Raw genomic sequence first — 14,487 nt, forward strand, 5'->3', positions numbered from 1 at the left:
GGCCGGCGGGAGCTCTCGTGGCGCCCCCGCCGGCAGCCGCTCAGGACGTCCAGCATGTGGGCCGTCCCGTACCAACCCTCGGTACGGGACGGCCCCTCTGCTTATCCTGGCGGGCATGCTGACCATCACCCAGGCCCTCTACGACCAGATCGTCGCCCACGCGCGCAAGGACCACCCCGACGAGGCGTGCGGCATGGTCGCCGGCCCGGTGGGTGCCGGCCGCCCCGAGCGGTTCATCCCGATGCTCAACGCGGCCCGCTCGCCCACCTTCTACGAGTTCGACTCGCAGGACCTGCTCAAGCTCTACCGTGAGCTGGACGACCGCGACGAGGAGCCGGTGATCATCTACCACTCCCACACCGCGACCGAGGCCTATCCCTCGCGCACCGACATCTCCTACGCCAACGAGCCCGGCGCTCACTACGTCCTTGTCTCCACCGCCGACACCGACGGCCTCGGCGAGTTCCAGTTCCGTTCGTTCCGGATCCTGGACGGAGCGGTCACGGAAGAGGAGGTCAAGGTCGTGGAGACGTACTGATCTCACTTCGTGGTCGAAATCCATCCGGCATGTGGGATCACATTCCGGTCCCCGGACCGGGAATCGATACGATGAGCCCATGGTTCTGACTGTGGTGCGCGCTGACAGCTGACGTACCGCGCCCGCTGCCCCGACGACACCTTCCGACAGGAGCCCGCAACCATGGCCATCGAGGTCCGCATCCCGACCATCCTCCGCACGTACACCGACGGTGAGAAGGCGGTGGAGGGCAAGGGGAACACCCTCGCCGAGCTGTTCGCCGACCTGGAGACCCGGCATGCGGGCATCCAGGCCCGCATTGTGGACAACGGCCAGCTGCGCCGCTTCGTCAACGTGTACCTGAACGACGAGGACGTCCGCTTCGTCAAGGGCATCGACACCGAGCTGTCCGACGGCGACACCGTGACGATCCTGCCGGCGGTCGCCGGCGGTATGGCCTGACAGGCCGCTGAGCAGTCATGCGCTACGACTCCCCGCTGGCCGCGGTGGGCAACACCCCTCTGGTGCGCCTGCCGCGGCTGTCGCCGTCCGCCGACGTCCGGATCTGGGCCAAGCTGGAGGACCGCAACCCCACCGGCTCGGTCAAGGATCGCCCGGCCCTGCACATGATCGAGCAGGCGGAGAAGGACGGCCGGCTCACCCCGGGCTGCACGATCCTGGAGCCGACCTCCGGCAACACCGGCATCTCCCTCGCCATGGCGGCCAAGCTCAAGGGCTACCGCATGGTCTGCGTGATGCCCGAGAACACCTCGCAGGAGCGCCGGGACCTGCTCGGCATGTGGGGTGCCGAGATCATCTCCTCGCCGGCCGCGGGTGGCTCCAACACCGCCGTACGCGTGGCCAAGGAACTGGCCGCCGAGCACCCCGACTGGGTGATGCTCTACCAGTACGGCAACCCGGACAACGCCGGTGCCCACTACGCCACGACCGGCCCGGAGATCCTCGCCGACCTCCCCTCGATCACCCACTTCGTCGCGGGCCTCGGCACCACCGGCACCCTGATGGGCGTCGGCCGCTACCTGCGCGAGCACAAGCCGGACGTGAAGATCGTCGCCGCCGAACCGCGGTACGACGACCTGGTCTACGGCCTGCGCAACCTCGACGAGGGCTTCGTACCGGAGCTGTACGACGCCTCGGTCCTCACCACCCGCTTCTCGGTCGGCTCGGCCGACGCGGTCACCCGCACCCGGGAGCTCCTGCAGCAGGAGGGCATCTTCGCGGGCGTCTCCACCGGCGCCGCCCTGCACGCGGCGATCGGGGTCGGAAAGAAGGCGGTCAAGGCGGGGGAGTCCGCCGACATCGTCTTCATCGTGGCCGACGGCGGCTGGAAGTACCTGTCCACCGGTGTCTACACGGCGGCCACCACCGAGGAGGCCATCGAGACACTGCAGGGCCAGCTCTGGGCGTGACTCAATAGCACGTCACGCGTAACACCGCATTAACACGCATCAAGCGGTCACCAGCCCCCTCCTATGAGGGGGCTAAGCCATTCCTATGGCAAGGCAAAGAAATTCTTTCACCACTGCCCGTGGTGTCGAGGCCAGAGCTACCGTCCTCCCGCACCCTGTCATGTCACGCTCACCAGGCGTCATGACAGGTGCCTGAGAGTGTCATGCTCATGACTGCGCGGTTCTGCCGCCGCTACGCGCGTCACGGGCCTGCCAATCCAGTGCGAATCCCCACTTCTAACCGGAGGCAGTACCCCATGCGTGAGTCACGCCCGAGCAGCCGGAGACGCAGTCTGCGAAGACTCGTCGCCGTCGCCTTCCCCGCCCTCGCCCTCACCGTCGCCGGCTTCACCGCCGCACCGACGGCCGGGGCGGCCCAGGCGGCCACCGCTCCCGCGCCCCACACCTCCAAGGTGACGCAGAACAGCAAGGCCCTGACCGACCCGAAGCGGCAGACGTTCCACACCACCGGCAAGGCCGGCCAGAAGGTGCCGACCCAGCACCTGTGCGCCACCGCCAAGCCCGGCCAGGCGTCCTGCTTCGCCCAGCGCCGCACCGACATCAAGCAGCGGCTGGCCGCGGCCCTCGCCGCCGCCACCCCCTCCGGCCTCTCCCCGGCCAACCTGCACAGCGCCTACAACCTGCCCACCACGGGCGGCAGCGGCCTGACCGTCGCCATCGTCGACGCCTACAACGACCCCAACGCCGAGTCGGACCTGGCCACTTACCGCTCCACCTACGGCCTGTCCGCCTGCACCAAGGCCAACGGCTGCTTCAAGCAGGTCAGCCAGACCGGCTCCACCACCTCGCTGCCGACCAACGACACCGGCTGGGCCGGTGAAGAGATGCTCGACATCGACATGGTCAGCGCGGTCTGCCCGAACTGCAACATCGACCTGGTCGAGGCCAACTCCGCGAACGACACCGACCTCGGCATCGCCGAGAACGAGGCCGTCGCGCTCGGCGCCAAGTTCATCTCCAACAGCTGGGGCGGCTCGGAGTCCTCCACCCAGACCAGCGAGGACACCCAGTACTTCAAGCACCCGGGCGTCGCGATCACCGTCTCCGCGGGTGACTCCGCCTACGGCGCCGAGTACCCGGCGACCTCCCAGTACGTGACCGCCGTCGGCGGCACCGCGCTCACCACCGCCTCCAACTCCCGCGGCTGGAGCGAGTCGGTGTGGAACACCAGCTCCACCGAGGGCACCGGCTCCGGCTGCTCGGCGTACGACCCGAAGCCGAGCTGGCAGACCGACACCGGCTGCTCGAACCGTATGGAGGCCGACGTCTCCGCGGTCGCCGACCCGGCCACCGGCGTGGCGGTCTACGACACCTACGGCGGCTCCGGCTGGGGCGTCGTCGGCGGCACCAGCGCCTCCTCGCCGATCATCGCGAGCGTCTACGCCCTCGCGGGCACCCCGGGCTCCAGCGACTACCCGGCGAAGTACCCGTACGCCCACACGAGCAACCTGTACGACGTGACCAGCGGCTCCAACGGCTCCTGCTCCCCCTCGTACTTCTGCACCGCCCGCACCGGCTACGACGGCCCGACCGGCTGGGGCACCCCGAACGGCACCGCCGCCTTCACCTCCGGTGGCAGCACCGGTGGCAACACGGTGACCGTCACCAACCCCGGCAGCCAGTCCACCACCACGGGCGGCTCGGCCAGCCTCCAGATCAAGGCCTCCGACAGCGGCAGCGCCTCGCTCACCTACAGCGCCTCCGGCCTGCCCACCGGCCTGTCGATCAACAGCTCCACAGGCCTGATCTCCGGCACCGCGTCCACCGCGGGCACCTACCAGGTCACCGTCACCGCGACCGACTCCACCGGCGCGACCGGCTCGACCTCCTTCACCTGGACCGTCTCCTCCTCCGGCGGCGGCACCTGCACCTCCGCCCAGCTGCTGTCGAACCCGGGCTTCGAGTCCGGCAACACGGCCTGGACCGCGTCCAGCGGGGTCATCACCAACGACACCGGTGAGGCGGCCCACAGCGGCTCGTACTACGCCTGGCTCGACGGCTACGGCTCCAGCCACACCGACACGCTGTCCCAGTCGGTGACCATCCCGGCCGGCTGCAAGGCGAGCTTCACCTTCTACCTGCACATCGACACCGCCGAGACCGGCAGCACCGCCTACGACAAGCTGACGGTCAGCGCGGGCTCCACGACCCTGGCGACGTACTCGAACGTCAACGCGGCCTCGGGCTACGTGCAGAAGACCTTCGACCTGTCCTCGTTCGCGGGGCAGACGGTCACCCTGAAGTTCAGCGGGGTGGAGGACTCCTCCCAGCAGACCAGCTTCGTCGTGGACGACACGGCCGTGACGACCAGCTGATCCCTTGCAGTGAACCCTGTGATCCCGCACGCGGAAGGAAACACTCCGCGTGCGGGATCCGTTCGTCGTGCTGGTACGTCTCATCTGCACCAGGCGGCCGACTCCCCACGGCCACGGCAGAAAGGCGAACCCCCATGCGTCGTAGCACGACGTCCCTCGCGGCCCTCGCGGGCGCGGTGCTGCTGCTCGCCGGTTGCGGCTCCAAGAGCGGCTCGGGCACACACCCCGGAAGCGCCGGCCAGGTCTCACCGCCGGCACCCTCGGCCTCGGCTTCGGCTTCGGCCCCGGGAGGCTGTCCCGCCACGGTGGAGCTGAAGGCCGCCGACACCGGCCGCACGGTCTGTGTGGCCAAGGGCGGCGAGGTCCGGCTGACCCTGGACGGCACCAAGTCCCGCCCCTGGAAGCCGGTCATGGCCAGCGGCACCGCTCTGAAGGGCATCAACGCGGGCTTCGTCGTCCAGCCCGGCAACGCGACGGCCGCCTACCAGGCGGTGGCCACCGGCACCGAGAAGCTGACGTCCTCACGCCCCCTGTGCGCGAAGCCGACGAAACCGGGCGGGGTGTCGTGCATGGGCATCCAGGAGTGGACGGTGACGGTGACCGTGAAGTAGGTGACCGCCAAGTAGGTGACCGCGAAGTAGGTTTTTCAGCCCGCCAGGTGCCGTACCTGGTCCCACAGAACCGGGTCCACCACACCCACCCGGCGCCGGAAGTCGCCGAACGGCACCTCGCGCAGCTCGTCCGTCTCCAGGAAGCTGGGCCTCCCCCGGGCGTCGCCGACCGCGCCCGGGGGCAGGGGGATCACCCCGGCCCGCTCGTCGTGGTACTTGCTGGTGATCTTCGCGACCGTGGCCCGGTTCCCGCGCACGGCCAGCACCAGACACGGCCGGTCTTTCACATCGGCGCGGTCCTCGTAGGGCACGTCGGCCCACCAGATGTCCCCGGGGGCCGGCCGTTCGGCACGCGCGCGCGTACCCGCCCGGCCCGGCGGCCGCAGACGTCGCCCACCGGGCCGGCGACCGCGCCCCCAGCCGTCGATGAGCGTGGCGACGAGCGCGAGCAGGACCACGGCCGCGAGCGCCAGCCACCATGACGTGTCCATACGACGACGTTACCGGCGCGCGCCGCTCAACGCGCGCCCTCTGCGAAGACTCGTACGCCCCCGGTCCAGCCGAACCGGTGACAGCACAGGTGAGTTCGCCCACAACGGCCCTTTGCAGAGGAGCGACCCGCCCTTTCGCGCCTTACGCTCGACAAACCGCACGACCCCCGTTTCCTGCCCTTTTGATCTTTCCGCTTTGATCTTCACCGCCAACGGAGGTTTCTGCTTCATGAAGCTCACCGTCGTCGGCTGCTCGGGGTCGTTCCCGTCCGCGGAATCGGCCTGTTCGAGCTACCTCGTCGAGGCCGACGGCTTCCGGCTGCTCCTTGACATGGGCAACGGCGCCCTGGGCGAGTTGCAGCGCCACTGCGGTCTCTACGACCTTGACGCGATCTTCCTCAGCCATCTGCACGCCGATCACTGCATCGACATGCTCGCGTACTTCGTCGCGCGGTACTACCGCCACGACGGCGGCCGCTGCGACCCCATCCCCGTCTACGGCCCCGAGGGCACCGAGCAGCGCCTGACCACGGCCTACGACGACGTCCCGTCCGCCTCCTCGATGAGCGAGGTCTTCGACTTCCACACGGTCAAGCCCTCCACGTTCGAGATCGGCCCGTTCACGGTGCACACCGAGCGGGTCCGCCACCCCGTGGAGGCGTACGGCATCCGGATCGAGCACGCCGGGAAGTCCCTGACGTACTCCGGGGACACGGGCGTCACCGAGACCCTGGACGGGCTGGCCCGGGACACCGACCTGTTCCTGTGCGAGGCCGCGTTCACGCACGGCAAGGAGAACATCCCGGACCTGCACCTCAACGGCCGTGAGGCGGGCGAGACGGCGGCCCGGGCCAGGGCCCGGCGCCTGGTCCTCACCCACATCCCCCCGTGGACAGACCCCGAGGCCAACCTCCGTGACGCGCGCGAGGTGTTCACGGGCCCGGTGGACCTGGCCGCACCGCGGGTGACGTACGAGATCTGAGGCCGCCACGTACGGGAAAGGCCCCGGAGCCTGAATGGCTCCGGGGCCTTCGTCATGCCGTCGCGGCCGTCACGCCTTCGTGAGGTCCTCGATCTCCTCCTCGGGCTCGCGGCCCGGGGTGGGGAGGTTGAACCTGGTGATCGCGAAGCGGAAGACCGCGTAGTAGATCGCCGCGAACACCAGGCCGATCGGAATGATCAGCCAGGGCTTGGTCGCGAGGTTCCAGTTGAGCGCGTAGTCGATGAAGCCCGCGGAGAAGGTGAAGCCCGCGTGCACACCGAGCGCCCAGGTGACCGCCATGGACAGGGCCGTCAGCACCGCGTGGATGGCGTACAGCACCGGCGCGATGAACATGAAGGAGAACTCGATGGGCTCGGTGACACCGGTGACGAACGAGGTCAGCGCGAGGGAGATCATCATGCCGAGGACGGCCTTGCGGCGCTCGGGGCGGGCGGAGTGCGCGATGGCGAGCGCGGCGGCCGGCAGACCGAACATCATGATCGGGAAGAAGCCGGACATGAACATACCGGCGTGCGGGTCACCGGCGAAGAAGCGGTTGAGGTCACCGTGGACGATCTGGCCGGCGGAGTTCTTGTAGTCGCCGATCTGGAACCAGGAGACGGTGTTCACGAACTGGTGCATGCCGACCGGGATCAGCGCACGGTTGACCAGACCGAACAGACCCGCGCCCACCGCGCCGAGGCCGGTGATCCACTCACCGGCGTGGGAGATGCCCTCACCGATGGGCTTCCAGACCAGACCGAAGAAGACGCCCATGAGGGTGCCGACGAAGGCCATGATGATCGGCACCAGCCGGCGGCCGTTGAAGAAGCCGAGCCAGTCCACCAGCTTCTTGCGGTGGTAGCGCTGCCACAGCACCGCGGCCAGCAGACCCATGAGAATGCCGCCGAGGACACCGGGGTTGTTGTAGGTCGCGGCTATGTCCGCGCCCTTGGTTATCTGGGCCTCGGTGACCGGGAACGCCTTCAGCACGTTGCTGTAGACCAGGAAGCCGACCAGGGCGGCGAGCGCCGTCGAGCCGTCGGCCTTCTTGGCGAAGCCGATCGCGACGCCGATGCAGAACAGCATCGGCAGGTTGTCGAAGATGGCGCCACCGGCCGTGGCGAACACTGCCGTGACCTTGTCGGGCAGGTGCAGCTTGTCGTGGACGTCCTGCTGGCCCAGGCGCAGGAGGATGCCCGCCGCCGGCAGTACGGCGATGGGGAGCTGCAGGCTGCGGCCGACCTTCTGCAGGCCCTGGAACAGGCCGGATCCCCGCTTCTTTGCGGGAGCCGCCGTGGCGGTGGCGGTGCTCATGGTTGGTTCCTCCATCGGTGGTGGTCTACACCACTCAGTGGTGTAGACCTGTTGTAGCACGATGAAGGCGGGATAAGGAACCACGAAATCCGCTACCGAAACGCTACGCGCCGTGCCGGTGTGCTACGGGGGCCACAGGGCTCACGCCTTGGTGATGTCCTCGACCTCGTCCTCCGGCTCCCGGCCCGGCGTCTTCAGGTCGAACCTCGTGATCGCGAACCGGAAGACGGCGTAATAGACCAGTGCGAAGCACAGGCCGATCGGGATGATCGCCCACGGTCGGGTCGCCAGGTCCCAGTTGATCACGTAGTCGATCAGGCCGGCCGAGAAGCTGAACCCGTCGTGCACCCCGAGCGCCCAGGTCACCGCCATCGAGACACCGGTGAGCACGGCGTGCACGGCGTACAGGACCGGTGCGATGAAGAGGAAGGAGTACTCGATCGGCTCGGTGATGCCCGTCACGAACGACGTCAGCGCCACCGAGAGCATCAGACCGCCGACCTCCTTGCGGCGGCCCGGCTTCGCGCAGTGCGTGATGGCCAGCGCGGCGGCCGGCAGCGCGAACATCATGATCGGGAAGAAGCCCGAGGTGAACTGGCCCGCGTGCGGATCGCCCGCCAGGAACATGTTGATGTCGCCGTGCACCACCGTGCCGTCCGGCTTGGTATAGCTGCCGAACTGGAACCACATGGGCACGTTCAGGAACTGGTGCAGGCCGACCACCAGCAGCGCGCGGTTCGCCACCCCGAAGACACCCGCACCCCAGGACCCGATGGACCGCAGCCAGTGGCTGAAGCTCTCCAGCGCGTGCCCGACCGGCGGCCAGATCCACAGGCACAGAGCGGCGAAGACGATGGCGACGAACGCCATGATGATCGGCACCAGCCGCCGCCCGTTGAAGAAGCCCAGCCAGTCCACCAGCCTGGTGCGATGGAACCGCGCCCAGAAGAACGCGGCCAGCAGACCCATGACGATGCCGCCGAAGACACCCGGGTTCTGGAAGGTGTACGGCGTCACCGAGCCCACCCCCGCGCCGGTGCTGACCTGGCAGCCGACCTGCGGGATCGCCTTGGAGCCGCCGGGGCACGTCTCGGGGAACTGGTGGAGTACGCCGTAGTAGACGAGGAAACCGGCCACCGCCGCGAGCGCCGTCGAGCCGTCCGCCTTCTTCGCCATGCCGATCGCCACGCCCACGCAGAACAGCAGCGGCAGGCCGAGGGAGCCGTCGAGCAGGGCGCCGCCCGCGCCCGTCATCACCTTGGAGACGTCGGTCCAGCCCAGCCCGTCCTTGCCGAACACGTCCGGCTGGCCCAGCCGGTTCAGGATGCCCGCCGCCGGCAGCACCGCGATCGGCAGCTGGAGGCTGCGGCCCATCTTCTGCAGGCCCTGGAAGGCCGTCTGCCACCGTCGACGTGCGGCAGAGGTCTCGGTGTCGGCACTCATGAGTTGGCGACCGCCTGTCAGGTGGTGTAGACCAGTTACGGACGATTGGGATGCTGTGACGTCATCTTTCGGTACGTACGGCGCCATCGCTCGCGAAACTGGGCCAACTGTGCGTGAGGAGACCGAAATGGCCAGCAAGGCTGAGAAGATCGTCGCCGGCCTCGGCGGTATCGACAACATCGACGAGATCGAGGGCTGCATCACCCGGCTGCGCACCGAGGTGCACGACGCCTCCCTGGTCGACGACGCCGCCCTGAAGGCCGCCGGCGCCCACGGTGTCGTCAAGATGGGCACCGCGATCCAGGTCGTCATCGGCACCGACGCCGACCCGATCGCCGCGGAGATCGAAGACATGATGTGAGCCGCCGTGCCGGTTCACCTATACGGCGTGCCGGTTCACCTGTAAGGGGCTCTTCCCGAGGCGGGAGGAGCCCCTTCCCCATGTGCGGCTAGGCTCGTCGCCATGTCTCGCATCGACGGCCGTACCCCCGAACAGCTCCGCCCGGTCACCATCCAGCGCGGCTGGAGCAAGCACGCCGAGGGCTCCGTCCTCGTCTCCTTCGGCGACACCAAGGTGTTCTGCACCGCCTCCGTGACCGAAGGAGTCCCGCGCTGGCGCAAGGGCAGCGGCGAGGGCTGGGTCACCGCGGAGTACGCCATGCTGCCCCGCGCCACCAACACCCGCGGCGACCGCGAGTCCGTCAAGGGCAAGATCGGCGGCCGTACCCATGAGATCTCCCGCCTCATCGGCCGCTCCCTGCGCGCCGTCATCGACTACAAGGCGCTCGGCGAGAACACCATCGTCCTCGACTGCGACGTCCTCCAGGCCGACGGCGGCACGCGTACGGCCGCCATCACCGGCGCGTACGTGGCGCTCGCCGACGCCGTCTCCTGGGCCCAGGGCAAGAAGCTGATCAAGCACGGCCGCCAGCCGCTCACCGGCACCGTCAGCGCCGTCTCGGTCGGCATCGTCGGCGGCGTCCCGCTGCTCGACCTCTGCTACGAGGAGGACGTGCGCGCCGAGACCGACATGAACGTCGTCTGCACCGGCGACGGCCGCTTCGTCGAGGTCCAGGGCACCGCCGAGGCCGAGCCCTTCGCCCGCGACGAACTGAACGCCCTGCTCGACCTCGCCGTCACCGGCTGCACCGAGCTGGCCGCGATCCAGCGGGCGGCTCTGGACGCCACCCTGGGCACGTAGCGCGGAACGTAAAGGGCAGACCAACAGGGCGGGCGCACGCGGGCAACCCGTGCGCCCGCACCCGCGTCCTAGGGGTACGGCAGCCTAACCAGGCCTTATCAGGGGAGGGACCACCATCATGGCCGTCAGCCGACGCCGCCATCTCATCGCCGTCGCCGCCGTCGTGGCCACCGCCGCGCTCACCGCCGGGTGCGACAGCGTCAGCAAGGCCCTGGACTGCGTGCACACCGCCGACTCCATCGCCGACAGCGTCACCGGCCTCCAACAGGCCGTGGAGAGCGCCGCGAACGATCCGACGCAGGCCGACGAGTCCCTCGACTCCATCGAGAAGAACCTGGACAAGATCGGCGACAAGACCGGCCACGCGGACGTGAACAAGGCGGTGGACGACCTGAAGAAGGCCGTGGGGAACGTCCGTACGGCCATCAAGAACGGGGACCGCACGCCGGACGTGAGCCCGGTGACGGACGCCGCCGGCGAACTCACCAAGGTCTGCACGAAGTAACCGCTGTGACGTAACCGCTGCTCAGTCCTCCCGGTTCCGGCGCTCCTCCCGCCGCTGCTCGCGCAGCATCTTGCGCTCCTCCTTGAGCCGTTTCTGCTCGGCCCGAGTGACCTTGCGTTCCACCGCGACCCCGCCCCAGAAGGCGAACCCCCCGATGACCACCCGCGGAGCGCCGGGCTCTGGCGGCTCGTCGTCGTGGGGATGGTCGAAGCCGCCCATGACACCGATCCCGCGGACGACGACCTCGACCCCCGGCGGCACGATCACCTGCACCCCGCCCATGATCGCCACGCAGTCGATCTCGACCTCGCGGTCCGCGAAGTTCGCCTCGCGCAGGTCGATCTCGCCGCCGCCCATGAACGCGAAGCAGGTGAACCGCTTCGGCACCGTCCAGCGGCCCTTGCGCTGAAACCCCGACATGATCGCGACCCCGCCCGTCGAGGACCCCTCACCGCCGACGATCCGGGCCGCCCAACTCCCCTTCTCCACCGGCTCCTTGGTGAACGAAACCGGCGTAGGGGCGGTGGCCGTGGGCAGATCGCGGGTGATCGGGGTCAACTCGCCGTACGTGCGCGCCTTGTAGGCCGCTTCCAGCCGCTCCTCGAACTCCGCCATGTCGAGCCGGCCCTCGGCCAGCGCGTCCCGCAGCACCTCGGCCACCCGCTCACGGTCGGCGTCGGAGGCGCGAAGGTCCGGGGCAGGAGCGGCGGCCCGGTGGTGGTCCGGAACTGCCGGGACTGCGTCGTCAGTCATGACAGAAGCCTACGAGACGGCCTTCTCCGCGTACATCTTGGCGATGACAGCCTCGATGTCCGGTTCCCGCACCGACAGGTCGACCAGCGGATACTCCGCCGCGAGATGTGCCACGACCGGCGCCGCCGACTGCCCCGCCGGGAACGCCAGCCACTGCCGCGGCCCCTCGACCCTCACCACCCGCGCCGACGGCACCTCGACCGGCGGCAGCTCCCGCTCCAGGTCCACCACCAGCGTCCGCTCGCTCTCCCCGGCCTCGTGCAGCCCCGCGAGCGGACCGTCGTACATCAGCCGGCCATGGTCGATCACCATCACCCGCGAGCACAACTGCTCGATGTCCTGCAGATCGTGCGTGGTCAGCAGCACCGTCGTGCCGCGCTCGGTGTTCAACTCCCGCAGGAACCCCCGTACCTTGGCCTTCGACACGACATCCAGGCCGATCGTCGGCTCGTCCAGGTACAGCACCTCCGGATCGTGCAGCAGCGCCGCCGCGATGTCCCCGCGCATCCGCTGACCCAGCGACAGCTGCCGCACCGGCACGTCCAACAGGGCGCCCAGCTCCAGGAGTTCCACGCAGCGGTCCAGATTCTCCCGGTACCGGGCGTCGGGGATGCGGTACATGCGGTGCGCCAGCCGGTACGAGTCGATCAGCGGCAGGTCCCACCACAGCGTCGTACGCTGCCCGAACACCACCCCGATCCGGTGCGCGAGCCGCGTCCGCTCCCGCGACGGATCGATCCCCGCCACCCGCAGCCGCCCGGCGCTCGGCGTCAGGATGCCGGTCAGCATCTTGATCGTGGTCGACTTCCCCGCGCCGTTCGGCCCGATGTAGCCCACCATCTCGCCACGCGCCACGGTGAACGACAGCGAGTCCACCGCCCGCACCGCACGCCGCTCCCGCTTGAGGAACCCGGTCTTCTTACGCACCTCGAAGACCTTCTCGACGTTTTCGAGCACGATGAAGTCACTCACCCTGGCTCCCTAACTCCCTGTGCTCCGATACGAACGAAGTCCCGCCCGCCAGGCCAGCCCGGCCAGCGCACAGCAGCCCGCCGCGACCAGCGGAGGCGTGAACGCCACCCACTCCGGCAGGTCCAGCGGATACGGCCGCCCGAGCACATAGGTCGCGGGCAGCCAGTTCACGAAAGCCAGCGGCAGCACGAACGTCACCCCGCGCACCAACTCCTTCGCGAACACCGTCGGCGGATACTGCAGCAGCGTCGTCCCGCCGTAGGTGAAGGCGTTCTGCACCTCGGAGGCGTCCTGCGCCACGAACTGGAACGCCGCCCCCGCCACGAACACCGCGCTGAAGATCGCGAAGCCGCTCAGCACCATCACCGGCATCAGCAGCAGCTTCAGCGGTGTCCAGGCGATGTCGACCCCGGTCAGCGACCAGCCCAGCACCAGCGAGCCCTGCACCACCCGGCCGAGCCGCCGCAGCGCGAACCGGTCGGCGGCCACCTGCGCCAGCACCGGCACCGGCCGCACCAGCAGCGTGTCCAGCGTGCCGTCCCGCACCCGCCGCCCCAGCCGGTCCATCGAGCCGATCGCCAGATCGGCCAGCCCGAAGGCCATCGCCGACAGCCCGTACAGGAACGCCACCTCCGGCAGCGAGTAGCCGCCCAGCGCGCGCACCCGCGAGAACATCAGCATGATCGCGACGAAGTCGAAGGAGGTCGCCGCGAAGTTCCCGAACGTGGTCATGACGAACGACGCCCGGTAGGCCATCGTGGACCGCATCCACATCCCGGCGATCATCCCGTAGGCCCGCACCCCGGTCACCAGGCGAGCCTCCGTGGGACTGTCACCCACCCTGGACCACCACCCGCCGCGTCGCCGCCGACTGCATCACCCGGCCCAGACCCAGCAGCACCACCGCCCACGCCCCCTGGAAGAGATACGTCCGCACCGGATCCGCGTGCCCCAGCAGCACATCGGCCGGCCGCTGGAGCAGCGAGGACCACGGCAGGGCCCGTACGACCTCGCCGAGCGCGCCCGGAAAGACGTTCAGCGGCAGCAGCATCCCGCTGCAGAAGTACCCGGCCAGCCACATCATCTGCCCCACACCGGTGCCGTCCAGCAGCCAGAACGCGCTCAGCGCCACCAGGTACCGGATCCCGAAGCCGACCACCATCGCCAGCAGCACCGCGACCAGGAAGGCCAGCCAGGTGCCGGCGTCGGTGGGCAGACAGACCGGAAAACACAGCGCACCGAAGACGAACGGCACGACCCCCCGCCCGAGCAGCTGGAAACAGGCCCGCCCGAGATCGGCGGCGAGCCACCACAGCTGGAGATCGGCGGGCCGGTACAGATCGATCGCCACGTCCCCCGTACGGATGCGATCCATCAGCTCGTCCTCGACGCCGCCGCCCCCGATCGCGAGCGTCGACAGGAACGCCTGGCCCAGCCAGACATAGGTCACGACCTGCGCCTCGTCATAGCCTCCGAGGTGCGGCTTCGCGTCCCACAGCGCCCGGTAGGTATAGACGAGGATGAGTCCGAAGACCGTGTTCGTGAACACCCCTGCCGCAGTGGCGGCCCGATACGTCGCGTACCGTCTGAATCCCCCCGCCGCGACGGCCACGTACAACCGTCCCGCGCCCACGTCAGTCCACCTCCAGGGACCGCTCGACACCGAAGCGCAGGAGCCTAGTCCGGAGGCCCGGCGACCGGCCACGCATTTTCGTGCCCGAACCGTGCCGGAATCCGGGAACGGAACGCCAGGTGCGAGAGTCTTCAGACTGGGGGCAGAAGGCGTACGAGGCGTACGGCAACGTACGACGCGAAACAGGAGTCCGTGCACGACATGAGCGACGAGCCGCAGCCGCAGCAGCCGAACGACGGCGTGGCGCCGGAAAAGCC

16 protein-coding genes are annotated in these 14,487 nt (G+C 69.1%); 9 read left to right on the top strand and 7 right to left on the bottom strand.

The window, feature by feature from the left end; translation table 11 throughout:
• The first annotated feature begins 115 nt into the window (after nt 1-115).
• From O1G22_RS26115 to O1G22_RS26135, 5 genes are all read left to right on the top strand, one after another.
• The gene (locus tag O1G22_RS26115; protein ID WP_270083532.1) at nt 116-538 is read left to right on the top strand and encodes a M67 family metallopeptidase; all 423 of its coding nucleotides are present in this window, start codon (nt 116-118) and stop codon (nt 536-538) included.
• Between the two features lie 162 nt (nt 539-700).
• Nucleotides 701-979 carry a MoaD/ThiS family protein gene (locus tag O1G22_RS26120; protein ID WP_225096226.1) on the top strand — a complete coding sequence of 93 codons (279 nt, stop codon included), beginning with the start codon at nt 701-703 and terminating at the stop codon, nt 977-979.
• 17 nt (nt 980-996) lie between these two features.
• Nucleotides 997-1,947, top strand: coding sequence for a PLP-dependent cysteine synthase family protein (locus tag O1G22_RS26125; RefSeq protein WP_270083533.1), 951 nt, complete (start codon nt 997-999; stop codon nt 1,945-1,947).
• Nucleotides 1,948-2,243: 296 nt separating this feature from the next.
• Nucleotides 2,244-4,322 carry a putative Ig domain-containing protein gene (locus O1G22_RS26130; protein ID WP_270083534.1) on the top strand — a complete coding sequence of 693 codons (2,079 nt, stop codon included), beginning with the start codon at nt 2,244-2,246 and terminating at the stop codon, nt 4,320-4,322.
• 134 nt (nt 4,323-4,456) lie between these two features.
• Complete coding sequence (locus O1G22_RS26135; protein ID WP_270083535.1) at nt 4,457-4,933, top strand: hypothetical protein; 477 nt, start codon at nt 4,457-4,459, stop codon at nt 4,931-4,933.
• 35 nt (nt 4,934-4,968) lie between these two features.
• Here O1G22_RS26135 and O1G22_RS26140 read toward each other — a convergent pair whose 3' ends face one another.
• A complete protein-coding gene (locus tag O1G22_RS26140) occupies nt 4,969-5,424 on the bottom strand; it encodes a type II toxin-antitoxin system PemK/MazF family toxin (RefSeq protein ID WP_270083536.1) in 456 nt (151 codons plus the stop codon).
• A 229-nt stretch (nt 5,425-5,653) separates the two neighbouring features.
• Between O1G22_RS26140 and O1G22_RS26145 the strand changes: the two genes are divergently transcribed.
• Entirely contained in the window at nt 5,654-6,406 is a 753-nt protein-coding gene (locus tag O1G22_RS26145; protein ID WP_270083537.1) for an MBL fold metallo-hydrolase, read from the top strand.
• A 69-nt stretch (nt 6,407-6,475) separates the two neighbouring features.
• Here the strand turns inward: O1G22_RS26145 and O1G22_RS26150 are convergent, their stop codons facing one another.
• Together O1G22_RS26150 and O1G22_RS26155 are read right to left on the bottom strand one after the other, a co-directional pair.
• A complete protein-coding gene (locus O1G22_RS26150; RefSeq protein ID WP_270083538.1) occupies nt 6,476-7,723 on the bottom strand; it encodes a PTS transporter subunit EIIC in 1,248 nt (415 codons plus the stop codon).
• A 141-nt stretch (nt 7,724-7,864) separates the two neighbouring features.
• Entirely contained in the window at nt 7,865-9,166 is a 1,302-nt protein-coding gene (locus tag O1G22_RS26155; RefSeq protein ID WP_270083539.1) for a PTS transporter subunit EIIC, read from the bottom strand.
• Nucleotides 9,167-9,293: 127 nt separating this feature from the next.
• On the opposite strand from O1G22_RS26155, the gene O1G22_RS26160 reads away from it, so the two are divergent.
• The 3 genes from O1G22_RS26160 to O1G22_RS26170 all read left to right on the top strand — a co-directional run bounded on the left by O1G22_RS26160 (nt 9,294) and on the right by O1G22_RS26170 (nt 10,872).
• Nucleotides 9,294-9,527 (top strand): PTS sugar transporter subunit IIB, encoded by a 234-nt coding sequence (locus tag O1G22_RS26160; RefSeq protein WP_046730543.1) that lies wholly within the window; start codon nt 9,294-9,296, stop codon nt 9,525-9,527.
• 102 nt (nt 9,528-9,629) lie between these two features.
• Nucleotides 9,630-10,367 (top strand): ribonuclease PH, encoded by a 738-nt coding sequence (rph, locus tag O1G22_RS26165; RefSeq protein WP_270083540.1) that lies wholly within the window; start codon nt 9,630-9,632, stop codon nt 10,365-10,367.
• Between the two features lie 118 nt (nt 10,368-10,485).
• Nucleotides 10,486-10,872 (top strand): hypothetical protein, encoded by a 387-nt coding sequence (locus O1G22_RS26170; protein WP_270083541.1) that lies wholly within the window; start codon nt 10,486-10,488, stop codon nt 10,870-10,872.
• 21 nt (nt 10,873-10,893) lie between these two features.
• On the opposite strand, the gene O1G22_RS26175 is transcribed toward O1G22_RS26170, so the two are convergent.
• Genes O1G22_RS26175 through O1G22_RS26190 form a run of 4 tightly spaced genes read right to left on the bottom strand, consistent with a single transcriptional unit; the run spans nt 10,894 to nt 14,230 of the window.
• Nucleotides 10,894-11,625: a DUF1707 SHOCT-like domain-containing protein gene (locus tag O1G22_RS26175; protein WP_270083542.1), complete on the bottom strand. Its 732-nt coding sequence runs from the start codon at nt 11,623-11,625 to the stop codon at nt 10,894-10,896.
• A gap of 9 nt (nt 11,626-11,634) precedes the next feature.
• Entirely contained in the window at nt 11,635-12,597 is a 963-nt protein-coding gene (locus tag O1G22_RS26180) for an ABC transporter ATP-binding protein (RefSeq protein WP_270083543.1), read from the bottom strand.
• Nucleotides 12,598-12,606: 9 nt separating this feature from the next.
• Entirely contained in the window at nt 12,607-13,383 is a 777-nt protein-coding gene (locus O1G22_RS26185) for an ABC transporter permease (RefSeq protein WP_270086546.1), read from the bottom strand.
• 46 nt (nt 13,384-13,429) lie between these two features.
• Entirely contained in the window at nt 13,430-14,230 is an 801-nt protein-coding gene (locus O1G22_RS26190; RefSeq protein ID WP_270083544.1) for an ABC transporter permease, read from the bottom strand.
• Nucleotides 14,231-14,487: the final 257 nt, after the last annotated feature.

It is taken from the genome of Streptomyces camelliae (assembly GCF_027625935.1).
In the GTDB taxonomy this organism is placed as follows: Bacteria; Actinomycetota; Actinomycetes; order Streptomycetales; family Streptomycetaceae; genus Streptomyces; species Streptomyces camelliae.